This window comes from Bradyrhizobium sp. HKCCYLRH3059 (assembly GCF_051168035.1).
Classification (GTDB): domain Bacteria; phylum Pseudomonadota; class Alphaproteobacteria; order Rhizobiales; family Xanthobacteraceae; genus Bradyrhizobium.
In genome coordinates, this window is record NZ_JBNPUF010000002.1 from 474,487 (window position 1) to 500,160 (window position 25,674).

A 25,674-nucleotide genomic window follows, 5' to 3' on the forward strand; every position below is an offset into this window, starting at 1 on the left:
GTGATCAGTCGAAATCGAGTGTCCGCGAACGGCGGATCAAGCGGCCACGCGTCAGGTGCGGTCCTGCGCTGCGACCTCGGGCACGAACACCGTGACCGCACGCGGCAGCACGGAGAAGCGCGCCGGCGTGAAGGTGACGAGCTCGCCATCGGCATTGATCCGGCGCGGACGGCGCGTGCGGATCTCGAACGATGTATCACGCGAGGCCCGCACCTCCTGCCACAGGCCGTGGCGGCCTTTGCGGAAGTCATAGGCCATCGCCAGCAGCTTCCAGATGCGGCCGATCTCCAGCGAATACAGATCGAGATGGGAATCGTCGATCTCGGCGCGGTGATCGACCGCCATGCCGCCGCCGTAGTAGCGGCCATTGCCGACCGCGATCTGCAGTGTCTTCACCCGCACCGCGCCGTCGGACGATACGATCATCGCGCGGAACGGCCGTGCATTGGTCAGCACCTTCAGCGCCGTGAGCGCATAGCCGAGCCGGCCGAACCTCCGCTTGGTTTCCTTGGTCAGCTGCCGCGCGAGCTCGGCGCTCAAGCCGAGGCTGGCGACGTTGAAGAACGGGTGCCCGTTGACCTCGCCGAGATCGATCCGGCGGCGATGGCCGGCCGCAATCACATCGACCGCGGCCTCCATATCCGCCGGCAGGCCAAGCGTGCGGGCAAGGTCATTGGCGGTGCCAGCCGGAATGATGCCCAGCGGCAGGCCGGTCTTGAGCAGTGCAGGCGCAGCCGCGTTCAGGCTGCCGTCCCCCCCGGCGACGACGACCGCTTCCGCATCGTCGGCATGGGCTTCGATCCACGGCGCCACCTCGCGCGGACTATGCGGCGCCGAGATCACGAGATCATAGCCGGCTGCGCTCAGCCGCGACACGGCAACGCCGGCCGCCTCGCCGCCGGAGCGGCTGCCGCGATTGATGATCATCAAGAGGCGGCGCGTTGCCACGGCCGGGCGCGACGGCGGCGCCTTCGCGATCGATACCTGGTCACCCCCCGTGGTCACGATTGTCTCCCGTACACAAAATGCCAGCGCGCTCCAGCGCACAGGTTCCATACAAAGTGGCGAGCAGGCGCTCCGGTTCCATCACGATCACCGCCGCCCATCCAGGCGATGCCGGGAGGTTTCAGCGGGGTAACGATTGTTGGGATGGTGATGTGGGGGCGAGAGCCGCAAGGCCCGATAGCAACAAGCGACGCGTGGGGCCGCATCTCGTCAAACTCCTCAATAGCGCCCGAAGTGCGCAATACCGCCAGCGGCAGCGGTCATGAAAGAGAGTCCGACATCATAGTCTCACGGACTATCAGAGGGGCCCGGATCTCCGGCCCTCTGGAATTAGTTCACCGCCGCACGGCCGCAAGACGGCCGCCGGGCAGCAGACACTCTGTCGCACCTCGCCGTTCATCTTGCTGAACGCAGATGCGAACGGCGGGCTCTTGAAAACCGCAGGCTCTTGAAAACCAATCGGCAGACACATACGTCCGTCGCCTACCCCTGGTCCGGGCCCCTCTGGTGAAGCTGCCGGTGCGCTCACGATGTCGGACCTGACATCAATCTCACCGGCTTGAAAGAGGGACCCGTCGTGGAATTCCTGCTCATCGCGTTTGCCGGCAAGCCCGTCTGGATGTGGCTCGCCTTCCTCGCAATCGTGCTCGCCCTCCTCGTCTTCGATCTCGGCATCCTCCATCGCAAGACGCGCGAGATCTCGGTACGCGAGAGCCTCGTCATGAGCGGCATCTACATCATGCTCGCCCTCGCCTTCGGCGCCTGGGTATGGTGGCAAATCGGCGCCGAGGCCGGCACCGCCTATCTCACCGCGTTCACGATCGAGAAGGCGCTGGCGATGGACAACGTCTTCGTCATCGCCATGATCTTCAGCTACTTCTCGATCCCGCGCGCCTATCAGCACCGCGTGCTGTTCTGGGGCATCGTCGGCGTCATCGTGCTGCGCGCGATCATGATCGGGCTCGGCGCCGCGATCGTCGCCCAGGCGAGCTGGGTGCTCTACCTGTTCGCGCTGTTCCTGGTCGCGACCGGCATCAAGATGCTGGTGTTCAGGGACACGCCGCACGACATCGGCGCCAACCCGGCGCTGGCCTGGGTGCGCCGCCGCTTCGACGTCACCGACCGCCTGCACGAAGAGCACTTCTTCGTGCGCCAGCCTGATGCGCGCGGCAAGCCGACCTGGTTCATGACGCCGCTGTTCCTGGCGCTGATCCTGATCGAATTTGCCGACGTCATCTTCGCGGTCGACTCGGTGCCCGCGATCTTCGCGATCTCGACCGACCCCTTCGTGGTCTACACGTCGAACATCTTCGCGATCCTCGGCCTGCGCGCGCTCTATTTCGCGCTTGCCGCGATGGTGGATCGCTTCCAGTATCTCAAGCTGGCGCTGGCGGCGGTGCTGATCTTCATCGGCTCGAAGATCTTCCTGGCCGACCTGCTCGGGCTCGAGAAGTTTCCGCCCGCGATTTCGCTCGGCATCACCTTCGGTCTGCTCGGCGCCGGCATCGCCTATTCGCTGTGGAAGACGCGGCCTGCGGTCGAGCCGATGAAGTGAGGCAGGTCGAAGGACAAGAGGTTGCTGCGTGGCAATGAATGATGTCGCATCCGACGACGAGGACTCCTCGGCGCCGCGCCGTCACAACGGGCCGATCAGCCGCCGGCTGCTCGCGATCGCCCGTACGGTGCGGTCCGAGGAACCGTCGATCGGCGAGTTGTTCGACCGGCTGGAATCGGAAGGTCTTGGCCTGACCCTGCTGCTGCTGACCCTGCCGGCGCTGATCCCGTTGCCGGGCCCATTCGGCGTGGTGTTCGGCACCTTTGTCGCGCTGGTCGCGCTGCAGATCCTGTTCGGCGCCGAGCGGCTATGGCTGCCCGAACAGTTGCGCCGCCGGCCGGTGCCGCAGCGGCTGCTGCGCAAGATAATCCGCGCCGGTCTCGACTGGGCGGGCTATGCCGAACGCGGCCTGCGCGAGGAGCGGCTGGTCTGGCTGACCGGCCGGCCGGCGCGGATGCTGCTCGCGCTGCCGCTGCTTCTGATGGCGGTCACCATCATCCTGCCGATCCCGATGGGCAACGTGATGCCGGCGCTGGCGCTGATCGCCGCCTCGATCGGCTTCATGGCAGGCGACGGCCTCGCCGTGCTCGTGTCGATCCTGATTGCGATGGCTGCGGTGGTCTGGACTGCCGTTCTGCTCTACACCGGCGCCGCAGCAGCCGACTATGCCGCAACTCTCCTGGCCCGCTTAGCTGTGCATCTGCGGGCGATGCTGGAAAGCGTCGGTGTCGATCTCGGCTTTGCCGCAGGCGTGACAACCGTATTTGCAGTGGTAACCGGCATCGCGGCGCTTGCCTTCTGGGTGCAGGCGGTACGCCACCGGCGCAGCCGGCGCGCATCCTTCGATCCGGCGCAGGATCCGCGCGAGCGCTCCCGCGCGCTGGCGCGTCGCGGCCGCGGCCTCGTGGCCGCCGCGAGCATTGCGACCACCGCAGCCGCCGTCTTCATCGCCACGCGTTTCATGCTCACCGGCTCGATCTGAAGTTCCGCCTGTGGCGGCGCGGCCGCACGACGGTGCATTGCGGCTGCGACGGACATATCTTCGTGAGCACCTGCCGGCCGGAAGCGCGAGCACTTGTCATTGAAGCAGCAACAAAAAATGCGACCGGTAAGCTCTGGCGCGTCGCGCATCGTCGACGGCCTGCGAGAAATGCCACTGTCCCTTTGTGCCGGCTGCAGCTATACGAGAGATGACTGTCATTAAACGGTTACAGAATCGACACATGCCCGATTCGAACGCACCGGCGTCGATCCACGGCAGTGGCCATGCGGTCGGCGTGCGGGAGAGTGGTGAGTCGGCGAGCAGCGATCCCGGTGGCGCCGCCGATCGCTTGACTGCGCAGCACCTAGCCGATCACGCGGCCGCGCAGGAGGATGCCGCAGCGCTTGGCGTGGAGGTCGCGGCGCCGTCCTTGCCGGATCCGGCGGCCGGCAGCGGCCACGAGATCGAGCTGAAACTCCTCGTCGCGCCCGATCAACTCGCCGGCTTCAACAACGCACCGGTCGTCACCGCGCATGCGCGCAACAAGGGCTCGCGCAAGCATCTGACATCGGTCTACTACGACACGCCGAAGCGCACGCTGTGGAAGAACGGCTTCACCTTGCGGGTGCGCCAGAGCGGCTCGCGCTTCGTGCAGACCGTGAAAGAGCAGCACAGCGACGACCCACTCAAGCGCGGAGAGTGGGAGGCCAGCGTCAGCTCGCTGGCGCCAGATCCGGTGCTGGCGGCCGCGCTGCTGCCGGAGGAGCTTCGCTCCGCGCTGGCCGAGGCAACGCTCGAGGCGGTGTTCACGACCGACGTGCATCGTCACGCGCGCATGCTCGACTTGCCCGGCGCGACCATCGAGATCGCGTTCGACAGCGGTGTCATCAAGGCCGGCGAGCACCGTGAGATCGTGAGCGAGATCGAGCTGGAGCTCAAGAGCGGCAACCCCGCCGCCATCTACGAGATCGCACAGCGCATCGCCGATCACGGACCGATCAGACCTTCGATCCGCAGCAAATCCGCGCGCGGTTTCGACCTCGCAGCCGGAGCAGCGCCGGGGGCCGAAAAGCCGCCCAAGCTGCGCCTCGATCCGGCGGTGTCTCTCGACGAGAGCTTCGCTCTCGTCCTGCGCGGCAGCCTGCATCATCTGCTGCAGGCCATGCCTGCGGCAGAGGACGGACGCGATACGGAAGGCGTGCATCAGTTGCGGGTGGCGCTGCGCCGCCTGCGCGCCGCGTTGCATCTGATGCGGCCGCTCGGGACCTCGGCGACGCTCGACGGTCTCGAGGCGGATGCGCGCTGGCTGGCACAGAGCCTCTCGGCGGCGCGCGACCTCGACGTGTTCCTGACCGATACGCTGCCCGAGATCGCCGAGGCCTGCCCCACTGTTGCAGGCTTCGACTCGCTCCGGGCGCTCGCCGAGCGGCGGCGCGATCTCGCCTATCGCACGCTGCGCATCGCGCTTGCCGAGCGCCGCTGCGCCGCTTTCGTGCTCGGCCTCGGCGAATGGATCGAGACCCGCGGCTGGCGCAACGACGTCTCCCCCGACGATCTCCGACGCCTCGCGGCGCCCGCGATCGATTTCGCCGGGCCTGTCCTGTCGGAGCGCCACCAGAAGGTGCTCAAGCGCGGCCGCCGCTTCAAGAAGCTGTCGGCCGAGCGGCGCCACCGGCTGCGTCTCGCGCTGAAGAAGCTGCGCTACAGCATCGACTTCCTGCTGCCGCTCTACGGCGCGAGCAAATCGGCGAAGAAATATGCCAGGACGCTCGCCGGCTTCCAGGAACAGCTTGGCCACTACAACGACATGGCGGTCACCGCCGGCGTGATCGAGACCCTCGGCACCACCTCCACCGAGGCGGCGATCGCGGCCGCCGCGATCACCGGCTGGCAGTCGCATGCCATGGCCGGCGTGGAGGAGCCGTTGCGCGAGGCGTGGCGCGCCTTCACGAAGGCGCCGACGCCATGGCAGGCCGAGGAGGCGTGACGACCGGACGCGGTGACGTCGGTTCATGGACCGCATTGATCTGGTTCAAGGCGTCTGGTCGAGCTGTTTGGGAGCGTGATCTCATGAAGATATCCAGCGTGACGTGTCCCCATTGCCGTGCCGCCTACGAGATCGCGGAATCGACCTCCGCCATTGGCGCTGCCGGGCGGTTCGACTGCGGCGTCTGCGGCACGCCATTGGCGGCGTGGGACGAGCCGAAGCTGCGGGCCTTCCGCCTGGAGGTACCACCCGAGCGCAAATATCCCCGCGTGCCGGCCCCCGCCCCGCTCACCTGACTCCCGTTCCGCAATCCGGAACGCCCGGCGTGGTCCGTCGAGGTGACCGCGCATCCGCGCATGGCGCCATGGCCGGCGGCAACTTGCCTGGCTTTTTTGACCGGGTCATAGTCGGTCACCGCGCGGTGCTGCCGGCTGGCTTGGCCGCATCCACTGCAGCGTCCCGATCCACTTCAGCGAGTCATCCGGTCCTCATGCCCATCCTCAACAGCATCGCCGCGCTCTCCGACGAAATGGCCGCTTGGCGCCACGACTTCCACGAACATCCCGAGCTGCTGTACGAGGTGCATCGCACCGCCGGCATCGTCGCCGACAAGCTGCGCGCATTCGGCTGCGACGAGGTGGTGACGGGCATCGGCCGCACCGGCGTGGTCGGCGTGATCCGCGGCCGCAAGTCCGCCTCCGGCAGGACCATCGGCCTGCGCGCCGACATGGATGCGCTCCCGATCGAGGAAACCTCTGGCGTTCCCTACGCCTCGAAGACGCCGGGCCTGATGCATGCCTGCGGCCACGACGGCCACACCGCGATGCTGCTGGGCGCTGCGAAATATCTCGCCGAGACCCGCAATTTCGACGGCACCGCCATCGTCATCTTCCAGCCGGCCGAGGAAGGCGGCGCCGGCGGCAAGGCGATGGTCGATGACGGGCTGATGACGCGCTGGGGCATCCAGGAGGTCTACGGCATGCACAACATGCCGGGCGTGCCCGAAGGCCATTTCGAAATCTCGCCCGCCGCGATGCTGGCCTCGGCTGATGCGATCCACATCAAGGTCACCGGCAAGGGCGGCCATGGCGGTGCCGGCCCGCACCGGGCGGTCGACAGCATCCTGATCGCCTCGCAGATCGTCAACGCGCTGCAGTCGATCGTCGCCCGCAACGTCGATCCCTTGAAGTCGGCGGTGATCTCGGTGTGCTCGATCCATGGCGGCACCACCTTCAACGTGATCCCCGAGACGGTCGAGATGCTGGGCACCGTGCGCACGCTCGATCCGGAGATCCGCGATCTCGTCGAGAGGCGCATCGTCGAGGTCGCCGAGGCCACCGCGCGCGCCTATGGCGGCTCGGCCGAGGCGATCTACGAGCGCAAATATCCGGTGACGATGAATCACCCTGCGCAGGCGGCTTTCGCCGCCGACGTCGCCCGCGACGTCGCCGGCGCTGAGCGCGTCAACGACCGCGCCATTCCGCTGATGGGCGGCGAGGATTTCGCGTTCATGCTGGAGGCGCGCCCGGGCGCCTTCGTGTTCCTCGGCATGGGCCCCGGCAACGAATGCCACCACCCGGCCTACCGCTTCAACGACAACATCCTCAGCGCCGGCGCATCGTACTGGGTGAAGCTGGTCGAGAAGAGCATGCCGGCGAACTGATCGGAGCGACCGCGCAAGCTCGCAACGAGCGTCATTGCGAGGAGCCGTAGGCGACGAAGCAATCCAGGATATTCATCGGATCGCCAGTCTGGATTGCTTCGCTCCGCTCGCAATGACGGGTGTGGCTGACATCGCCGACCCCACAGGCTCCGTCATCGCGAGCGCCAGCGAAGCGTCCAGGGACGCAATGCACCGATCGGAATGGCTTCGGTTTCCTTCCACGAACAGTTCGCCCCGTATCGAAACATCGCGCGCCGCCGCCCGGCTAGGAGAAGCCATTCTCCCGCCCGCGAGGCACCATGCAGAGCCGCTCCGATCTCACGACAGAATTCGCCCTCCTGCTCGTTCTGTCCACCTTGTGGGGCGCCTCATACACCTTCATCAAGATCGGCGTCGAAACCATTCCGCCGCTGACCCTGATCGCCGCGCGCACGCTGATTGCGGGGCTGCTGCTGGCCGCGATCATCCGCAGCCGCGGCCTCGCTTGGCCGCGTGACCGGACGATTTGGCGTCGCTTCGTGATCCAGGCCGGTCTCAACAGCGTCGTGCCATTCACGCTGATCGCCTGGGCCGAGCGCACCGTCGAGGCGGGTCTTGCGACGATCCTCAACGCGACCTCGCCGATCTTCACCTTCCTGCTGACCGCGCTGGTGACGCACCACGAGCCTGTCACCCTGCGCAAGCTGGTCGGCGTCGCCGCCGGACTCGCCGGCACCTGCCTCATCGTCGGCACCGAGGCGCTGGGCGGGCTTGGCCGCGAGCTGTGGGCGCAGATTGCGATCGTCGCCGCCACCATCTGCTATGCCGGTGCGGCGATCATGGGAAAGAGCTTCAAGGGACTCGATCCGATGTTGCCGGCCGCGGGATCGCTGCTGTCGGGCGCCGCGGTGCTGATCCCGCTTGCGCTGGTCGTCGACCATCCGTGGACGCTGGCACCGTCACTGCGCTCGGTGCTGGCGCTGGTCGCGCTCGCGACCGTCTCGACTGCGGCCGCGATGGTGATCTATTTCCGCCTGGTGCAGACGCTCGGCTCGATCGGCGCCACCGCGCAATCCTATCTGCGGGTGCCGATCGGCGTTGCGATCGCCGTGGCCGGGCTCGGCGAGCACCTCGCGCCGACCGCCTGGATCGGCCTCACCTGTGTCCTCATTGGTGTGATCGCGATGACGCTGCCCGCGCGCAAGAAGCCGACAGGCGATCCGATCCAAGGTTGACCGCACGCACCAGCGCTGCTTTGAACCCAAAGCGGCAACGCTGGATCAATAAAATGCAATGCATCTTCGTTTTGCTTCTTGTCGCGCTGGCAACCACGATTGGTCCGGCCGCGGCCTCGGCCGACATCCCCTACGCGATGTCGGAGCATCCTTCACAAGACGGCCGCTGCAAAGGAGACACCGGCAAGGCCGACCTCGACCGCGACGAGCAGGCCTGCCTCGCTCAGTTGAACGATGTCGTCAGGCGCAACGGCAAGTCGCTGGAAATCACATTCAAGGATGGTTCCACCAGAAGCTACGTGACCCGACTTCCGGATGACCTACCCGGACATGAGGACGACTCGGTCGAGTACAAGCTCGTCGGCTACTTTCCGGAGCACGAACTCCTGCTGATCGAGATCGGCTATTGGGAAGGCGTGCAATGGATGCTGCTGTGGCTCAATCGCGTCATCGAGACCAAGATCCATTCGCCGCCGCACGCCTCGCCAAGCCGCCGCTGGCTGTTTTCGGTCTGCTCCAGCGAAGGTCCCTCCGGCTGCGGCAACGGGATGGAGATCGTTGCCGCGCCGTTCGACCTCAAGCTGGGGGGCTGGTCCTATCTCACCCCTGACGACGACTACACCTTCTACGAGTTCGACGGCTGGGACGGCGACGACCGCGTCAAGCTCATCGCCACCTTCAAGGTCGGCACCGAGATGAAGCCATTCCCGGCCTCTGTCGAACGCAGCAACGGCCGCTGGCAATTGAAGCTGCCAAAACAGCACCGCAAACCGCCACGTCATTAGCAGCCCGTTTCTCTCGCCGTCATTCCGGGGCGGCGCGCAGCGACGAGCCCGGAATCCATAACCACGACTGTGCAGGTGGCGAAGACGAGCATACCGGCCAGCTCGCGTCGCACAGCATCCTGTGGCTATGGATTCCGGGCTCGCGCCGCTGCGCGACGCGCCCCGGAATGACGGCGGAGAGAGTGAGGCTAAGAGTGCTGCCCTGCTTCGATGACGCAGTCGCCGACAGCAGCGTGGTCACTCATCCCCCGATCGCGATCGTCACCTTGCCGAGATGCGCGCCGCTCGCCATGTAGTGGAACGCCTCGCGCGCCTCGCTGAACGGAAACACGCGGTCGACCACCGGCTTCACCTGATGCAGCGTCAGCGCGTTCGCCAGCGCCTGGAGATCGTCGACCGAGCCGACCGTGACGCCCTGCAGCCGCTGCTGCTGCATCACCATCAGCGGCAGCCGCAGCTCCGAGGCCGGCGCACCGGCGAGCACGCCGATGAAGGCGATGGTGCCGCCGATCCGGGTGGCGCGGATCGACTCGTTCAAGGTGCCGACGCCGCCGACCTCGACCACGAGATCGACGCCCTGCCCGGTGATCTCGCGCGCCTTCTTGCCCCAATCCGGCACCTGCTTGTAGTTCAGCGTGACATCGGCGCCGAGCGCCGTCAGCCGCGCGATCTTGGCTTCACTCGACGACGTCGCGATCACCCGCGCGCCGGCCATCTTCGCGATCAGCAGCGCAAAGATCGAGACGCCGCCGCTGCCTTGCGTCAGCACGGTGTGGCCGGGCCTGATGCCGCCGAGCTTGATCACCGCGCTCCAGGCGGTGACGCCGGCGCACGGCAATGTCGCGGCCTCGACGTCGGTGAGATGCGCCGGCGTCCGCACCAGCGCGTGCATGGGAAACACCCGATACTCCGTCAACGTGCCGTCGACGGCGCCGCCCAGCGCCGCACGCATCTTCGCTTCGCTCGGCTCGCCGCCGGTCCAGCTCTCGAAGAAGCTGCCGATGACTCGGTCGCCGGTCGCGAATGCTGTGACGCCCTCACCGACCGCCTCGACCACGCCTGCGCCGTCGGACAGCGGCACCAGCGGAAATTTCTGCCGCGAGCCGTAGCCGCCCCTCACCGTGATCAGGTCACGATAGTTGATGCTCGCCGCCGTCAGCCGCACCAGCACCTCGCCCCTCCCCGGCTGCGGCACGGGCTTGTCGACCAGCGCCAGCGCATCGATTCCGCCGGGCCCCTGCAGCTCGTAACATTGCATCCGATGTCTCCCGCCCAAGCGGCGTCGCCGCTTCGTTGTTCTGCCGGGAATGGTGAAGCGTTTCGTGCCGGCGATCAAGCCGAGCCTCGTTCCGCGCGGCGGACAGACAACGCGAACGCAACGCAAATCCGATGGTCGCGGCGCCGCCGGCTCTCAGTCATCGATCAGCGGGATCACGACATGGTTCAGCACATATTCCGTGCCAACCCAGGTAATGGTGAGTGCCAGCAGCAGCAATCCAGCCAGCAGCAGCATGTCGCGCCGTTCCATCGAACACATACGCAGCAACGCCGCTGCGCGTTTCGCATCGCAGCCATGCCACGCGCCGCGAGACATGCGACGCCTGCGAGGAACCGGGCCTTCACATCGCCGCGTCGAACCTGATCCGGCAGACCAGACCTTCGTCGCGATAATCCTGCTCGATGCTGCCGCCGATCGCCGCAAGGCTCGCACGGATCATGCGCGTGCCGAAGCCCTCTTTCCCGGGCGGCTCGATCGGGTGCGGACCGAGCTCGCGCCAGGCCACGCTGCCGCGGCCGCCCTCCTGCGCGATCTGGACCTCGAGTCGTCCACCCTGGCCGCGCAGCGCGCCGTATTTGACGGCGTTGGTCGCAAGTTCGTGGAACACCAGCGCGAGATTACGCACCGCTTCCGGCCCCAACGGCATGTCCGGGCCGTCCACCGTCACGGCGCCGGAGGCGCGATACGGCTGCAGCTCGACGTCGAGCAGCATGCGCAAGGTCATCAGGCGGTGGTCCGACCAGGCGAGACTGTTGGCGCGCGCGACGGCGTCGAGCCGCAGCGCGATCGCTTCCCCTTTGGCGCGATCCTCGCCCGACAGGCTCGATCTGACGATCGCCTGAAACAACGCGAGCTGATTGTTCACGCGATGTCTCAGCTCGCCGAGCAGCAACTCGCGCGCATGCTCGCTGCGCTTCAGCTCCATCAGCGCGCCGCGACAGAGATGCCCGAGCCAGATGATCAGCGCCGCGGTGCTGAGGAATCCGACGAGGTTGATCGCCTCGGCATGATCGGGACGATCGGTGAAGCCGACGAGCACCACGGTGGCAGACAGCCAGGCGGCAAAAATGGCCGCGGGAATGCCGCCGAGCAGCGCGGCGAACACCACCGCAGGGTAGAACGTCGCGTAGGGCAGCGTCGCGCCGGCATAGTCCAGCCCGATCCGGCCCGCGGTCGAAATCGCGACGGCGAGCATGGTGAGCAGAAACGTGGTCGCCGACCACTGTCTGCCCCGAACGATCCAATCTGAGAAACTCCGACCCGCGCGCACGATTGACCCCGAGCGCAAGGTCTATCGCCGGACGCCTGCAGGAACAAGCTGAAGCAACTGCCGCATGGGCGCAAAAATTTTAGGAACTTTTGCCGCGCCGTTGCGTTTGACGGCCCTGTTGCGCCAGACGGAACGCATCATGCCGCGTGGTGGGAGAAGCGACCGCCGCGCCGCCACCGGCAAGCGTGACTACATGGCCCCTGCGCCCCCAGCGCCTCTGCTCGACACCATCAGTGCTACTCCGCGTCGCGTCGGCGCAGCACGAATGCTGGACGTTGCATGATGAGCTCGTCGCCGGCTGCGCCGATGAACTGAAAGACAACGGTATCGGAACGCTGCACGCGAGAGAGCTTGTATCCGGCGCCTCTTGCTGCGCTAACCCTAGCGGCTTGCCGCTGAGCGCCGCAGCGTCGATCATGGCGGTCATGACGACGAAATCGCGCGAGAGACTCTACGGTGCCGGCATCCGCATCGCGCAGGAGCAGGCCGCGCGCGCGCGCAAGGAAGCGGATCGTCTGGCCTGCGACGCCTGGAATAAGCGGATGCTCGGCTACAAGGGACCGGCGCAGCCGTCGCCGCTGCTCGGCGACGCGCTCAACGCGGGCTATTACTATCTCGAAGTGCGCTGCCTCGGCTGCGACACCAATCAGACCGTTGCGCTCGACATCATCAGGCGCGCCAAGACGACGCCAATCCATGAACTCGAGCGCTACATGCGCTGCCAGGACTGCTCGCGGCTGCGCGGTCGTCCCTACAAGCGCAGCGCGCTGGTGGCATTGCGCGAGACCAAGATCTCGGCCGCGCATCCGGCCTCGACATGGTGGCCCGGTGAACGATAGACAGTCGAATGCCGAGCGTCGCGTCATCTCGCATCCCCATAGAGGTACTCCGATCAGGCGCTGACGGCGCCGCTCGAAAAAATGCATGGACACCCGGAACAATCATGACGATCCGTTGTTTCGAAAACTTGCCGGCGCGGCAGGGAAGCGGAACATGTCAGAGTTGATGACCCAGCCGGACAAGCTGCGGGCCGACGCAGCGGAATGCGCCCTCATTCGTGATCTCGCCACCGACCGCGACAAGCGCGAGCTGTTCGCGCGCCTGGCCGAGCATCTGAGCATGCTCGCCGCCGAGGTCGAGCACGCGGCGCGCGCACGGGATGGGCACGCAGAGAATGCGAGCCTGCGCTGAACCGCGACGCTCGCCGGACGAACTGCGCCGATTGCGCTCCGCTGCTGTTGCGGTGCTCGCCACACAATCGCGCACCTCCCATTCGCTATAGATCGGGATGATCCGCGATCGATTCGCGCAGCGAGCGATCACGCCCCTCTCAGCGCCACAGGTGCCGATCTTGCGACGTCTCCTCCCCCGTCTCGCCTGCCTCGTTCTGCCGCTTCTCCTCGCTTTCCCCGCCACAGCCGCTGAGCTCGTCGGCCGCGTCAGCATCGTCGATGGCGACACGCTGGACATTCACGGCGAACGGATTCGCCTGTGGGGCATCGACGCGCCCGAAAGCGCGCAGCTCTGCCGCGGCCGCGACCGCAAGCCATATCGCTGCGGCGCGCTGGCCGCCAACACGCTGGACGCGTTCACGCGCAGCAAGGTTCTGCGCTGCCTGCCGGTCGATGGCGATCGCTACGGCCGCATCGTCGCGCGTTGCGCCGCCGGCGCGACGGATCTCGGCCAGTTCATGGTGTCGCGCGGGCTTGCGGTCGAGGAGCCGCAATATTCGCGCGGCGTTTACACCGCCGATCAGCGCGCCGCCCGCCGCGCCGGCCGCGGCATCTGGTCGGGCCGCTTCATCGAGCCGCCGCTCTATCGGAGCTGCATGCATGCCGGCGGCACGACGTCGGTGTGCTCGGACGGCGGGATCGGCTGGCGGTGAGCGCCGCCGCATGACGACGTCGCCTTCCACCACACCCGACACAACACCTCAATTGCCACGCGTTGGCCTCTGGCTGTACGGTCGCGCATCGCAGAGATCAGGGCTGGATGAGGACGATGACGGAGACAAAGACGCGCGTGGCGATCCTGTTCGGCGGGCGCTCGGCGGAGCACGACGTCTCGCGGGCCTCGGCGGCCAACATCGTCCGCTCGCTCGATGCCGGCCGCTACGCCGTCACGCTGATCGGCATCACCACCGACGGACGCTGGGTGCTCGCCGACGCTGCGAATGACGGCACAGGCGCGGCGCTGACCGTACCCGCTGACGGCCCGCAGATCGTGCTGCTGCCGGCCGGCCAGGGCCGCGCGCTGGTCATCGGCGACGGCGCCCCGCGCGAGCTCGCCTTCGACGTCGTGTTTCCGGTGCTGCACGGTCCGAACGGCGAGGACGGCACCGTGCAGGGCGCGCTGGAGCTCGCCGATGTCGCCTATGTCGGCGGCCGCGTGATGGGATCGGCGGCGGCGATGGACAAGGACGTCGCCAAGCGCCTGCTGCGCGATGCCGGCCTGCCGATCGTGCCGTTCGTCACCATGACGGAAGCGTCGCCTGTGACCTATGCGGCGGCGGTCGACGCCGTCGGGTCATCCGAGCTGTTCGTCAAGCCGGCCAATCTCGGCTCCTCCGTCGGCATCTCCAAGGCGCGCAACGCCGAGGAGTTCGAAGCCGCCTGCCGCCTGGCGCTGCGCTTCGACCTGAAGATCCTGATCGAGCGCTGCATCAGCCCGGTGCGCGAGATCGAATGCGCGGTGCTGGAGCGTGCCGACGGCGAGGTCGCCGCCTCCGAGCTCGGCGAGATCGTGCCCGCCGACAGCCACGGCTTCTATTCCTATGAGGCCAAATACACCGATGCCAAGGGCGCCTCGCTGCACGTCCCGGCGCAGGTCGAACCCGCTCTCGCCGCGCGCATCCGCAAAATGGCCACCGAGGTGTTCGGCGTGCTCTGCTGCGAGAGTCTCGCGCGCGTCGACTTCTTCGTCCGCGGCGAGGAGGTCTACGTCAACGAGGTGAACACCCTGCCGGGCTTCACCAACATCAGCATGTACCCGAAGATGTGGGAGGCCACCGGCCTGCCCCAGCCGGCGCTGATGGACAGCCTGATCGCACACGCGCTGGCGCGCCATGCCCGGCTCAGGCAACTGGCGTCGCAGCGCTGAGGAACGCGTCTGCGGCCGCCGCAGGTCAGCGCGGCGCCACATTGACGCCGGCGGCGACCCGGTCACTGGGATAGATGATCACGACATCGCCGCTGGCGACGCCGTCGGCCACGGCGGCGAACCGGCCCGAGCGCCGGATGAGCCGGACGGTGCGCAACTCGGCGCGCCCATCCTTCAGCGCGAACACCGACCAGTCGTCACCGCGCTTGAACAGCGCGCCGGTCGGAACGATGGTCGCATCCTCCTGCGTGAAGACGACGATCTGCGCATCGAGCTGATAGGCATCGCCGAGCCGCTGCCATTGCTCGGCCGGCGAGACGATGTCGATCAGCACGTTGACCCGCTGCTCCTCGACGCCGAGCGTGGAGATCTTCGTGAAGGCCGCCGGCTCGACCCGGCGAACCCGGCCCGACAGGCGGCCTGCCCCGCCCCAGCGATCGATCGTGACCTCGGCGCCGGGACGGATCTCGACCGCGTCGGTGCTCAGCACGTCGATGACCACTTCGAGATCACGGGGATCGCCGAGCTCGAGCAGCGCCGCGCCTGGCTGCACCGTCGTCTCGCTTTCCTGGATCACTTTCAGCACCAGCCCGCCGACCGGCGCGGTCACGCTCCAGCTATCCGCCGGCGCATCGGCATCGGTCTTGCTCCCGTAGCGCGCCAGCATCGCCCTGAGCTGGCTGAGCTCGTGCTCGGCGGCATGGTCGGCATATTCGGCGGCGCGCAGGTCACGTTCGGCAATCCGCATCGCGAGCTCGGCGCGCTCCCGGGCCTGCGCCGTCGCGGCTCCGCTGGCGGCCAGCGCCGTGGTACGCGCCAGATCGGCGCTCGCCTGTGCGCTCTGCGCCTGCGCTCGGGCCACCACCTCCTTGGCGCGCTCGACATTGGCCTCGGCCGCACCGAGCAGCTCCTCGACCTCGCGGCGGGCCCGCGGATCGAGCAGCGGCGCCGGCGCCGGCATGATTGTGGCGACCACGTCGTCGGCCTTGACCTGGTCGCCGGCCTTGAAGCGGATGCGGCCGAGACGGCCGGCGAGCGGCGCGGCCACGACGTAGCGCTGGCGCACCCGCGTCTTGCCGTCGTCCTCGACGGTGGCAACGAACCGCCCTTTCGTCACCGCGGCCGTCTCCACCGGGACGGGGCCCGGCATCATCATCCAGGCGATGACGGCGGCCGCCGCCACAACGGTCGATGCGATGACGACGCGGCGCAAAACGGGTGGCATGCTCATTCCCTGGTCTTGAGGGCCGCGACCAGATCGAGCCGATCCACCCTCCTGCGGACGATGATGGCGCTGATCGCGGCGCTGGCCAAGACCACCGCTGTCGCGATCAGGTAGGTCTGCGGCGCGATCACGCCCGGGATCTGGAAGCTCTCGCTGGAATGCAGGCGCGCGATCAGCCCGATGATGGCGTGCGACAGCCATAGGCCGAGCGGAATCCCGACCGCGATGTCCAGCGCGAACTCGCCGAACAGGATGCCGGCGACCTCGCCGCGGGTGAAGCCCAGCACCCGCAGGCTCGCGAGCTCCCAGGCGCGCTCCTGCAGGCTGATGCGGGCGCTGTTGTAGACCACGCCCACGGTGATGATCGCGGCGAAGCCGGTGAGGATGCCGGCGGTGACGAATACGAGGCCCGCGATCTTCTCGATGAAGGATGCGAGGGTGTAGGCCTTCATCGTCACGGATTCGATTTTCGGCATGCTCTTGAACCTCGCGCCGAGCGCAGCCAGCGCCGCCGGCTCGACCTGGAGGCTCGCCGCCGAGATCACCGCGCCTTCGCCGGTGAAGCGGTTGAGCGTGTCGATGTCCATGTAGGACGCCATGCCGATCGCTTCGTCGACGATGGCGCTCACCGGCAGGTCGCGCCGCCGGCGGTGGCCTTCCATCGCCTCCACCGTCACGACCTGCCCTGCGCCCAGCGCCAGCCGCTCGGCAAGGCGTCGGGTCAGTGTGATGCCATCGGGCGCCGCGACGATCGGACGACGCGCGGAATCGTGCGGTCGGCGCAGCTCGTCGGCGGCGGCCAGTCCGATCACCGAGGTGAGGTAGCTCTGGTGCCCGGCCCGCAGGCGCACCGGAACGATGCGCTGGCCTTCGATCGCGAGCACGCCGGGCTGGCGCGCCAGGTCACGCAGGATCGCGCGGTCCATCGGATGGATGAAAGTGATCGTGGCGTTGCCGCGCTCGACCAGATTGAACTGCAACTCGATCATCTCGCCGATGGCGTCGCGCCAGAAGATCCCGAGCACCATCATCGGCACCGCGAAGGCGATGCCGACGATGGTGAACAGCGAACGGAACGGCCGCCCAGCGACGTTGCGCAGCATCATCATCCGCCGCGCGCCGAACGCCGTGCCGGGCAGGATGCGCTCGATCCAGGAGCGGCGGAACCCCAGCGGCATCGCGGGCCGCATCGCCTCCGCCGGCGCAAGGCCGACGACCTCCTGAAGCGCCGTGACGACACCGAGGGCGCCCGCCGCGACGCTGATCGCGACACCGGCCACCGCCGCCCATGGCGCCAGCCGAAACGGCAGCTCCGGAAGACGGAAGAACCCCTGATAGCTCGCGATCATGGCATGGCCGAAGCCGACGCCGCCGGCGATGCCGAGCACCGATCCGATCAGCACGATGACCAGCATCAGCTTGAGATAGTGGAAGGTGAGCCGCAGCGTCGGAAAGCCGAGCGCCTTCAGCGCCGCGATCTGCTCGCGCTGCGCGGCGACCAGCCGCCCGAGCGCGCCGTTGAGCAGGAACGTGGCGACACCGAAGAAGATGATGGGGATGGTGATCGACATCACCTTCTGCTGGTTCAGCTCGTCCTCGAGAAAGCGGTTCGACGGCTGATCCCGCCGCGCGATCGCGCCGATCGAGCCATAGGGCTCGAGCAGCCGGTCGAGCTCCTCGATCACGGGCTTGGGATCGACACCCGGAGCGAGCGCGACCACGGCATCGTTGAACGCCCCTTTCATGTCGAAGGCGGCCTCGGCCGCGCTCCGGTCGACCCACAGGATGGCGTAGAGGCGATCGTCGGGGATCGGCAATCCCGGCTTCACCGCGTAGACATATTCCGGCGACAACGCGATGCCGGAAACCCGGAAGCCCTGCACGCGGCCATTGAGCAGCACGCGGATGTCGTCACCCGGACTGACGCCATTGGCCTCGGCAAACGCCTCGTTGACCGCGGCGCTGCGGGCGGCACCCGGCTCGGGCGCTGCGCCGCGGCGCAGATGCAACCGCGCCAGGGGCTCATCGCCGGCGTGGGTCAGCGACACCAGGCGGGCCGAGACCGGTTGCGAGACGGCCGGCCAATCGACGATGACCTCGCGCACGATGCGCGGCTCGACCGCGACCACGCCAGGAATGGAATTGAGCCGCGGCACCAGCGCGAGCGGCGCCCGCTTCAGCGTGACGAAGATCTGCGGAAACCGGCCGTCGGCATAGAACTGCTCGCAGCCGCCGCGCAGGGACAAATAGGTCGAGACCGAGCCGACGAACACGGCGACACCGGCCGCCACCAGCAGCGCGATCGTGACCACCTGTCCGCGCATCGCGCCGACGTCGCGCCACAGCTTGCGGTCCAGCAGGCTCACCAGCGCACCTCATCGGCCGAGAGGCGCCGCGCATTGCGCGTCTCGCCGACGATGCGCCCGCCGCCGAGCCGGAGCACGCGATCGGCCATGCCGGCGATCGCCGCATTGTGCGTGATGATGATGGTGGTCGTCCCGAGCTGCGCGTTGGCGCGCGCGATCGCGGCGAGCACGACCTTCCCCGTCTCATAGTCCAGCGCACCGGTCGGCTCGTCGCACAACAGCACGTCGGGCGCCTTGACCATGGCGCGGGCCACCGCGACGCGCTGCTGCTCGCCGCCGGACAGCTGCGAGGGAAAGTGGTCGATCCGCCGCTCGAGGCCGACGAGCTTGAGCACCTCGAGCGGATCGAGCGGCTTGTCGGCGATCTCGGTGACCAGCGCGACGTTCTCGAGCACCGTCAGACTCGGGATCAGGTTGTAGAACTGAAACACGAAGCCGACATGCTCGCGCCGGTAGCGCGTCAGCTCGGCATCGCCGGCGCCGACCAGTTGATGATCGCGCCATTGCGCTTCGCCCGACGTCGGGCTGTCCAGTCCGCCGAGGATGTTGAGCAGGGTCGACTTGCCCGATCCCGATGGCCCGAGCAGCACCACGAGCTCCCCCTCGTAGATGTCGAGGTCGACATCGCGCAGCGCATGCACCTCGACCTCGCCCATCCGATAGGTCTTCGAGAGCTTGCGCGCGCGGAACACCGGGGCGGCGCCGGGCCGATCAGAAGGCGCGGCGGGGCCCCCGTCGTTGGTGACGGCCGAACTCATCGGGCTGCGGTTCCTGCACCAAAGGCCCGCATCGAACGTGCGAGACGTCTCACGCCTGAATCCTCGACATCGGATGACATCCCCGACCATCGGTCGGCAGCCATCGTCATCCGTTGATGCATGTCAAGCGGGCCGCATCATCACGTGGCCAACGCGCTGATGCCCATCAGACCGCGGTCGCGATCACATACACCAGCACGGCTGCGCCGAGGCAGCGGCGCCAGGGGTTGACGCCGCGCAGGAGTTCGTCGAACGCCCAGACGAAGAGACTGGCTTTGACCAGACAATCCAGATTGGCGCCTGTCTGACCCGGCGGATGCCAGACCCAGCCGACGAGGCTGCCCGCCAGCACGATCCAAAGAGCGGGGTTCGGCATCTGGGCGATCGTGATCTCGCCGGTCGCGCGATTGCGGAAGAACCAGTTCAGGAATCGCGACATCGGACCACCCGCGTTCGTCGTGACATGGTCATTCGCCCTCCCGAGGACGACACCCGCCAGGATATTCGTGCCCGCTTAACGGGGGAGATGCATCATGGTTGCTGGTAGCAGCGACGCGCAGATGTGCAGATGTCTTGACCTCGCAAGACGGAATGCAGCGCCACCGGCATTTTCACGGGCGCCGTTGTCTTGCTAGTCCGCGCATGAATGCGCGAGGAAGAACCGCAGCATCTCCCGCGTCGCATCCGGTCCTTTCGGATCGGTGTAGGATCCGGCCGGACTGCCGCCGGACCAGGCGTGAGCGGCGCCGTGGACGGTCCAGTGCTCCGACGTCACCTTCCCGCTCGGCTCCGTCAGAATCGTCCGCGTATAGGCATGGCCACCGGGCACCCGCCCGTGCACGACCGACGATGTCCCGCGCATGGCGCCGGTCGCCTGCGCAACGACCCGGTCGCCGTTGGCGGGATGCACGGTCGTGTCGCGATCGCCATGGAAGACGATCGTCGGCACAGCCGATCTCCGATCCGCCGCGTGGCCGGCGCCTTGGCGCATCGCCATCAACGCCGAGGGAAGATCGCGCGCGGCCCCGCAGGCGAGACCGGAATGGACGCCCGCCGCGGCGTAGAGATCGGGATAGGTCGCGGCCATGATGGCGGCCGTGGCGCCTCCGGCCGACAGGCCGGCGACATAGACGCGCCTGGAATCTACAGCATGGTCGCGCATCACCTGGCGGGTGATGCCCGCGATCAGCGACGGCTCGCCGCCCTCGCGCTGCTGGTCGCCGGTGCGAAACCAGTTCCAGCATTTCGACTGATTGGCACCGCTCGGCTGCTCCGGATAGACGACGAGGCAGCTCTGCTCCTCGCCCAGGAAGTTCATCCGTGTGCCGGCCGCGAAATCGTCCGCCGACTGTGTGCAGCCATGCAGCATGACGACGAGCGGAAGCTGACGGCCCTCGGCCCTGCTGGGGATCAACAGCTTGTAGCTCCGGCGTCCCGCCGCATTGCCGAAGCTGGCCTGGACGAATCTTGCACCTTCGGGGGTGGTGTCGCGCGCCGAAGGCGCGCGCAGATGCGGACCTCGCAGGCCGAAGCCCGGCAGCTCGCCGAGATCTTCGCGCCGGACGGGTCGCTGGCGCGCCTGAGCGGGCTTGGCTTGCCATGGCTTGGCTTGCGATGGCTTGGCCTGCGTGGCGCGCGCTTGCGCCGGGGCAACCTTCGCGGACGGCCGGTCGCGCTCACTGACGCGCGTCGCCTGTCCCTCGATGGTCGGAGGCGCGAGCCGCGCCGGCACTGATCGCACTGGACTGGCCGCTGCCGCCGACGAGCCATCGCCGCGCAGCATACGTTGCAGCAACGCCGTGGCCTCGCCCAACTGGCCGGCCCGCGTCAGGCGCGTCGCTTCGCGCATGATCTCTTGGTTCAGCATCGCGCTACCTCATTCTGTCGGCGAGAGCGGCCTTGACCGCGGGGGTGGCATGGAGTGCGCCCAGCACGGAGACCGAGGCGACGGTGGCGCGGGCCAGCTCGGGCGTCACATCGGCGGCGATGGTGGCAAGCCCAAGCACGTTGATTTGCAGCATCTGCCCGGCCCGCTGCGCCGCTTCGAGATCGGCGCGGCTGTAATGCCGCAAGCCGAGGTCCAGGCTGTTGCGCACCGTCGACTGCCTGACCACGTCGGCGTGTCGGTCGAGCTGATTGCGGATCGCGGTGCGGATGAAATCGGTGCGGTTGGAATAGAACCCTTCCCGCACCATCAGATCGACCTGACCGAGATCGACGTAGCCGAGATTGACGGTGATCTTCTCGGTGTCCGGAACTTTCCCGCGGAGTGGGTGGACGTTGTCGGGCACAGCGGCATCCATTTCTACCATCCACCGGGATGGTGCATGGATGGCATATGGATGCCCACCGTTGACGTTCAAGGCGCAAGCGTAATGTTCCGCGAGGGAACCGGTGATGCCGCGAGCTTCCTGTCGATCCTATCGCCTGCCAGCGCGGCCCGGCTCGATGCAGCAACCGAGGAAAGGGCCGGTCCAACATCGGAGGGGCAAGATAGAGCGTGCAGTCGCCACCGCCCCACCGCCGCGCAGGCCGTCGTTAGTTTAGTGCACAGTAACCCGGGGCCGTAACCCTGGTCATCGTCGAAGGCGGACGATCCAGTACGCCGAGGTTTTTCGGTTCGGTATCTTCTGCAGCAGAATACTGGATGCTCCGCTTTTGGCGGAGCATGACGGCATTGGAGACGGCGAGAGCTCATCCCACGGCCAATTGCCGATTCTCACGAAATGCTCGTCTCGTTCGCCCCAAGCACCAAGACTCACCGCGGCGGCATCTTCTCGAATTTCGGCAGCGCCGGATCGAGGTGATCCCAGGCGTACCCGGCTGATGTCCACGACACCAGTTGCGGCTTGTAGCGGCCGGGGTCGTCGAGACTGGCCGGCGGGACGATGAACACCTCGGGCATCGCGGGAAATGTCAGGTGAATGTGCGAGCCGCAGGTCGGGCAGAAGGCGCGCCGCTTGACGGTGCCGCCGTCGCCGATGCTCTGCCAATGCGACACCTCGCCGTCGACCTTCACCTCCGCCGCGACGAAGGTCAAATGCGATTGATGCCCGGTGCCGCTGTCGCGCTGACATTGCCGGCACTGGCAGTCCAGCATCACGGCCGGCTCGCCCGTAATCTCGTAGCGGACTGCGCCGCAGGCGCAGCCGCCGGCATAGGACTTCGTCATGTCGCTCTCCTTGTTCAATGCGGCCGCTGCGATGACGCCTGTTCGGCGGCGATCTGATCGAGCTTCTTGACGACCGTCTTCCAGCCCTCGCCCATCTTGCGATAGGCGGTGTCATTGGTCGGCAGCACGAAGCCGGAATGCACCAGGCGAAGGCGCGTGCCCGTGTCCGCCTTGGAAAGACTGAAGGTGACCACCGTCTCCAGCTTCGCGCCGTAGCCGACATTGCTGTCGTGGCCGCCCTTCCACGCGTAGGACAGCCGCTCGTTCGGCACGACCTCCAGCACCTCGCAGTGAATGGTGCCATCCCATTCGCCGGCCGGCGTCGTTTGAAAGGTGAACCGATTGCCGATGATCGGCTCAAAGCCCTTGGGCGCCATCAGCCAGCGGCCGATCAGCTCGCCGTTGGTCAAGGCTTTCCAGATGATCTCCGGCGCATGCGGAAAGATGTCCTCGACGACAATGGCCCGCGTATCCGCGTTCACGGCTTGGTTCATGGATCGATGTCCTTCAGCAGGTTTCTCAGATTGGCAAAGCGGTCGCGCCAGAACGCGCCGTAATGGCTCATCCAGTCGGCCAGCGGCTCGAGGCCGCGTGGCTCGGCGCGGTAATAGACCTTGCGGCCCTCGGGGCGCTCGCAGACCAAGCCGGCCTGTTTCAAGGATTTCAGATGCTGGGAGATCGCGCCCTGCGTGACGGTGCTGCCGCGGGTGAGTTCGACGACAGTGATCTCGTCGGCCTCGACGATGCGCTCGAACACCGCGCGCCGGGTTGGGTCGGCCAGCGCGCGCATGACGGCAGTGATGGGTTCAGGCTGGATCATGAAAAAACAATAGCAATCGCTAATCAATTAGTCAACACTAATATTATTGGAAAGACCGCCTGGCGTTTCGCCATGGCAAGGGGAGCCAACCTCCACGGCTAAATCGCCCACTCGAAAATCCGAATTTTTATTCTTCCGTTTTTCAGAATTTGATGCTATGGTGTCGCGTCCCGTCTCACTTGAGGGGCGTTTCGCGATCGTCACGAGCGTTGGGTGCGGGATGCGGTGGGCGTGTCGGGTTGCAGCGTGAGCGATCATGCCGACGAACGATCCGATGCGCACGGCGAAATCGTGTGGTCCTGGCATCCCGGTGCTGATGCCAAGCCGGCGCTGCAAGTACGACGAGCGCGCGGGCATTTCGGTGACAGTGCACTTAACTTCTTAGGCGTTTTGATTGCGCGTTTGACGACAAGGCACTCAGGCTCGCAGCCGCGCCGGCGCCTTGGCCGCGACGCTCACCCGTCCTCCGCCTCGGCCGGCTTCGGCCCGCGTTTGGCGGGCTTGAGCACGCGCCCGGTCAATTTCTCGATGCGGGCGAGGAAGCGGTCGCTGCCGATCGGCCGGCCGATGCTCTCGGCGGCGCGCAGACGCGCGAACAGAGCCTCCTCGTCCTCCGGCGCGCGGGTCAGGAGTCCGGCAATGTCCGGGAACATTGCCTTCACCGGCTCACGTGCGGTCAGGCCGTCGTCGCGCCCGCGCAGATGCGCGCGCGTGCTCGACCAGCCCCAGTCCTGGGCGCGCGCCGCCAGCCGCGCCCGCACCGGATTGAGACTGACATAGCGCAGCGCCGCCGCCAGATGCGCCTCGTCCATCGCCACGGCGCCGAACCGCCCCTGCCAGAAATGCCCGCTGCGCTTGCGGCGCGCCTGGATGACGCCGGCATAGCTGCGATGCACCCGCGACAGCGCCCGGCGCAGCCCGTCGGCATCCGACGGCACCAGGATCAGATGCACGTGGTTCGGCATCAGGCACCACGCCCACACCGCGACGTCAGCCGCCCGGCAATGGGTCGCGAGCAGATCGCGGTACAGCGCGTAGTCGTCGTCGCCGAAGAATGTTCGCGCACGACCATTGCCGCGCTGGGTGACGTGGTGCGGCAGACCAGGGACGACGACACGGGCAAGGCGAGCCATGCGCCACCTTGCGCGCTCGGACGGCGCATGTCAATTTAAGTGCACTGTCACCGTAAATCCGTAAATCAATTCATTTAATGACATCAAACATCCCCCCTGGTCGACGACAACCCAATTAAGAATTGTCGGAAAATGAAATCGTCACGCTCGACGATGGCTGCAGGCCTCGAATTTCTCTCACCAGACACAACAACTCCATCAACGTAGTTCGTAGCCGGAGAGTTGAGATATCGAACACTTGGTGCCTGGGCTGGGTCCGGATATTCCACCCCCGTCGGAAATGTCTCCGGCATAGGGCGACAGTATGCAAACCCGCGAGTTGCCCCACCTCGAAAGTCTATGCTGGCGCCGACATGTGGACCATTCGACAACAGCTCAAGCGCTCTTGCTTCAGGATCGCTCGGCCACGGCAAGGCTTGCCACCCGCCAATATCTGGATAGTAGGACGGTGCAACGGGGCGTTGATGTCCGGACCATTCGACAGGATTTCTCCTCGGCATTCCGAAGTCTGCAATCCCATACTCGGTCTGTGAAAGCAGGTTGTACGATGCAGTCGGCTTGTCGTACTGCCGATCCGTCATCATCAATTCGCCAAATGTCGGCGAGAACGCGTCTCTCCCGCCCGGGTGCGAAGGCAGCCAATACCGCGGGCGAGTGTTCGGCCATAGCTCGGCCGCACGTTGGCGCTCAGCATCCGTCAATCGAAATCGAGCGTAGCCAAAACATCCAATACCCATCGGGATCCTTGCCGCGGTCGTGCCAAACCTCTTCACAGCAACGGGGCCACTCGCTGTATGATAAGACGACCGGCTCACGAGGTTCGGCTGTTCGCTTCTGAACCTATCGAACGCGGCTTTGTCCGCCGACTCGACCGACGCACCGTCGAACTTTAATGAGGATAGCGGGCTATCGAAGGCATCATCCGTCAGATATGCCGTTCCGAAAGCCAATGTCTCAGCATCATCAAAGACGACAATGAGCGGCAACAGGTCGACAGGCACACCACCGTTTTCGGTCGTTTCACCACGACAAGCACGAGGGGGACGGACGACGATCGCCTTTCCATCAGCCATCCTTCGGCCAAAGACGGTCGGCGTCAAACCAACTTCCAGCGTTCTTGCTCCGTCCATATAGTTCACTTGCCGCACGTCACATGCAACTACGATATCGAAACTTTGCAAATCCCCATTGTAGACCAACCTGACTTTTAGTCGGTAATAGCTCCCCCGTTCGTTATCGACTGATTTGACGAAATCCCAATTTCCTAGCAAAGCCTTTACGAACGGAGTGTTCTTGACCACGAAAAACACCACGACCGTCGCCAGCAGCAAGGATATAACAAGTGCATTTCTTAGTTTCAT

At 66.5% G+C, this 25,674-nt stretch carries 26 protein-coding genes; 11 read left to right on the forward strand and 15 right to left on the reverse strand.

The window, feature by feature from the left end; translation table 11 throughout:
- Positions 1-51: 51 nt before the first annotated feature.
- On the reverse strand, positions 52-1,005 hold the full coding sequence (locus tag ACQR13_RS09145) for a lipid kinase (RefSeq protein WP_315749338.1): 954 nt from the start codon (positions 1,003-1,005) through the stop codon (positions 52-54).
- Positions 1,006-1,582: 577 nt separating this feature from the next.
- On the opposite strand from ACQR13_RS09145, the gene ACQR13_RS09150 reads away from it, so the two are divergent.
- The 7 genes from ACQR13_RS09150 (at position 1,583) to ACQR13_RS09180 (ending at position 9,191) form a co-directional block, all read left to right on the forward strand.
- A complete protein-coding gene (locus ACQR13_RS09150; RefSeq protein WP_315749337.1) occupies positions 1,583-2,560 on the forward strand; it encodes a TerC family protein in 978 nt (325 codons plus the stop codon).
- Between the two features lie 28 nt (positions 2,561-2,588).
- The gene (locus ACQR13_RS09155) at positions 2,589-3,542 is read left to right on the forward strand and encodes an exopolysaccharide biosynthesis protein (protein ID WP_315749335.1); all 954 of its coding nucleotides are present in this window, start codon (positions 2,589-2,591) and stop codon (positions 3,540-3,542) included.
- Positions 3,543-3,783: 241 nt separating this feature from the next.
- Positions 3,784-5,529 (forward strand): CHAD domain-containing protein, encoded by a 1,746-nt coding sequence (locus ACQR13_RS09160; protein WP_434862764.1) that lies wholly within the window; start codon positions 3,784-3,786, stop codon positions 5,527-5,529.
- A gap of 83 nt (positions 5,530-5,612) precedes the next feature.
- On the forward strand, positions 5,613-5,825 hold the full coding sequence (locus tag ACQR13_RS09165) for an MJ0042-type zinc finger domain-containing protein (RefSeq protein ID WP_315749332.1): 213 nt from the start codon (positions 5,613-5,615) through the stop codon (positions 5,823-5,825).
- A gap of 194 nt (positions 5,826-6,019) precedes the next feature.
- Positions 6,020-7,192 (forward strand): M20 aminoacylase family protein, encoded by a 1,173-nt coding sequence (locus ACQR13_RS09170; RefSeq protein WP_315749331.1) that lies wholly within the window; start codon positions 6,020-6,022, stop codon positions 7,190-7,192.
- 299 nt (positions 7,193-7,491) lie between these two features.
- The gene (locus ACQR13_RS09175) at positions 7,492-8,406 is read left to right on the forward strand and encodes a DMT family transporter (RefSeq protein WP_315714804.1); all 915 of its coding nucleotides are present in this window, start codon (positions 7,492-7,494) and stop codon (positions 8,404-8,406) included.
- Positions 8,403-9,191 carry a hypothetical protein gene (locus ACQR13_RS09180; protein WP_434862765.1) on the forward strand — a complete coding sequence of 263 codons (789 nt, stop codon included), beginning with the start codon at positions 8,403-8,405 and terminating at the stop codon, positions 9,189-9,191. Before ACQR13_RS09175 ends, ACQR13_RS09180 begins: the two co-directional genes overlap by 4 nt.
- A 241-nt stretch (positions 9,192-9,432) precedes the next feature.
- On the opposite strand, the gene ACQR13_RS09185 is transcribed toward ACQR13_RS09180, so the two are convergent.
- From ACQR13_RS09185 to ACQR13_RS09195, 3 genes are all read right to left on the reverse strand, one after another.
- Positions 9,433-10,449 carry a zinc-dependent alcohol dehydrogenase family protein gene (locus ACQR13_RS09185; RefSeq protein ID WP_315749326.1) on the reverse strand — a complete coding sequence of 339 codons (1,017 nt, stop codon included), beginning with the start codon at positions 10,447-10,449 and terminating at the stop codon, positions 9,433-9,435.
- A 153-nt stretch (positions 10,450-10,602) separates the two neighbouring features.
- The gene (locus ACQR13_RS09190) at positions 10,603-10,785 is read right to left on the reverse strand and encodes a hypothetical protein (RefSeq protein WP_315749324.1); all 183 of its coding nucleotides are present in this window, start codon (positions 10,783-10,785) and stop codon (positions 10,603-10,605) included.
- A 25-nt stretch (positions 10,786-10,810) separates the two neighbouring features.
- Positions 10,811-11,665, reverse strand: a complete 855-nt coding sequence (locus ACQR13_RS09195; protein WP_315714808.1) for an HWE histidine kinase domain-containing protein — start codon at positions 11,663-11,665, stop codon at positions 10,811-10,813.
- Positions 11,666-12,165: 500 nt separating this feature from the next.
- Between ACQR13_RS09195 and ACQR13_RS09200 the strand changes: the two genes are divergently transcribed.
- The 4 genes from ACQR13_RS09200 to ACQR13_RS09215 all read left to right on the forward strand — a co-directional run bounded on the left by ACQR13_RS09200 (position 12,166) and on the right by ACQR13_RS09215 (position 14,839).
- Entirely contained in the window at positions 12,166-12,579 is a 414-nt protein-coding gene (locus tag ACQR13_RS09200) for a hypothetical protein (RefSeq protein ID WP_315714984.1), read from the forward strand.
- 166 nt (positions 12,580-12,745) lie between these two features.
- On the forward strand, positions 12,746-12,931 hold the full coding sequence (locus ACQR13_RS09205) for a hypothetical protein (RefSeq protein ID WP_315714985.1): 186 nt from the start codon (positions 12,746-12,748) through the stop codon (positions 12,929-12,931).
- Between the two features lie 157 nt (positions 12,932-13,088).
- A complete protein-coding gene (locus ACQR13_RS09210) occupies positions 13,089-13,625 on the forward strand; it encodes a thermonuclease family protein (protein WP_316185395.1) in 537 nt (178 codons plus the stop codon).
- 116 nt (positions 13,626-13,741) lie between these two features.
- The gene (locus ACQR13_RS09215) at positions 13,742-14,839 is read left to right on the forward strand and encodes a D-alanine--D-alanine ligase family protein (protein ID WP_434862766.1); all 1,098 of its coding nucleotides are present in this window, start codon (positions 13,742-13,744) and stop codon (positions 14,837-14,839) included.
- Positions 14,840-14,864: 25 nt separating this feature from the next.
- Here ACQR13_RS09215 and ACQR13_RS09220 read toward each other — a convergent pair whose 3' ends face one another.
- The 11 genes from ACQR13_RS09220 to ACQR13_RS09270 all read right to left on the reverse strand — a co-directional run bounded on the left by ACQR13_RS09220 (position 14,865) and on the right by ACQR13_RS09270 (position 25,674).
- A complete protein-coding gene (locus tag ACQR13_RS09220) occupies positions 14,865-16,064 on the reverse strand; it encodes an efflux RND transporter periplasmic adaptor subunit (protein ID WP_315826295.1) in 1,200 nt (399 codons plus the stop codon).
- A 2-nt stretch (positions 16,065-16,066) separates the two neighbouring features.
- Entirely contained in the window at positions 16,067-18,433 is a 2,367-nt protein-coding gene (locus ACQR13_RS09225) for an ABC transporter permease (protein WP_434862810.1), read from the reverse strand.
- On the reverse strand, positions 18,427-19,188 hold the full coding sequence (locus tag ACQR13_RS09230) for an ABC transporter ATP-binding protein (RefSeq protein WP_315714812.1): 762 nt from the start codon (positions 19,186-19,188) through the stop codon (positions 18,427-18,429). The genes ACQR13_RS09225 and ACQR13_RS09230 overlap by 7 nt, the downstream gene beginning before the upstream one ends.
- Positions 19,189-19,354: 166 nt before the next feature.
- On the reverse strand, positions 19,355-19,627 hold the full coding sequence (locus ACQR13_RS09235; RefSeq protein ID WP_315714813.1) for a hypothetical protein: 273 nt from the start codon (positions 19,625-19,627) through the stop codon (positions 19,355-19,357).
- A gap of 192 nt (positions 19,628-19,819) precedes the next feature.
- Positions 19,820-21,055, reverse strand: coding sequence for an extracellular catalytic domain type 1 short-chain-length polyhydroxyalkanoate depolymerase (locus ACQR13_RS09240; RefSeq protein WP_316192766.1), 1,236 nt, complete (start codon positions 21,053-21,055; stop codon positions 19,820-19,822).
- A gap of 4 nt (positions 21,056-21,059) precedes the next feature.
- A complete protein-coding gene (locus ACQR13_RS09245) occupies positions 21,060-21,491 on the reverse strand; it encodes a CopG family transcriptional regulator (protein WP_316225225.1) in 432 nt (143 codons plus the stop codon).
- 455 nt (positions 21,492-21,946) lie between these two features.
- Positions 21,947-22,360, reverse strand: coding sequence for a GFA family protein (locus ACQR13_RS09250; RefSeq protein WP_316192767.1), 414 nt, complete (start codon positions 22,358-22,360; stop codon positions 21,947-21,949).
- A 14-nt stretch (positions 22,361-22,374) separates the two neighbouring features.
- Positions 22,375-22,854, reverse strand: coding sequence for an SRPBCC family protein (locus tag ACQR13_RS09255; protein WP_315714816.1), 480 nt, complete (start codon positions 22,852-22,854; stop codon positions 22,375-22,377).
- A complete protein-coding gene (locus tag ACQR13_RS09260; protein ID WP_315714817.1) occupies positions 22,851-23,180 on the reverse strand; it encodes an ArsR/SmtB family transcription factor in 330 nt (109 codons plus the stop codon). Before ACQR13_RS09260 ends, ACQR13_RS09255 begins: the two co-directional genes overlap by 4 nt.
- Before the next feature lie 455 nt (positions 23,181-23,635).
- Entirely contained in the window at positions 23,636-24,313 is a 678-nt protein-coding gene (locus ACQR13_RS09265) for a transposase (RefSeq protein ID WP_434844770.1), read from the reverse strand.
- A gap of 83 nt (positions 24,314-24,396) precedes the next feature.
- Positions 24,397-25,674: a hypothetical protein gene (locus ACQR13_RS09270; RefSeq protein ID WP_434844771.1), complete on the reverse strand. Its 1,278-nt coding sequence runs from the start codon at positions 25,672-25,674 to the stop codon at positions 24,397-24,399.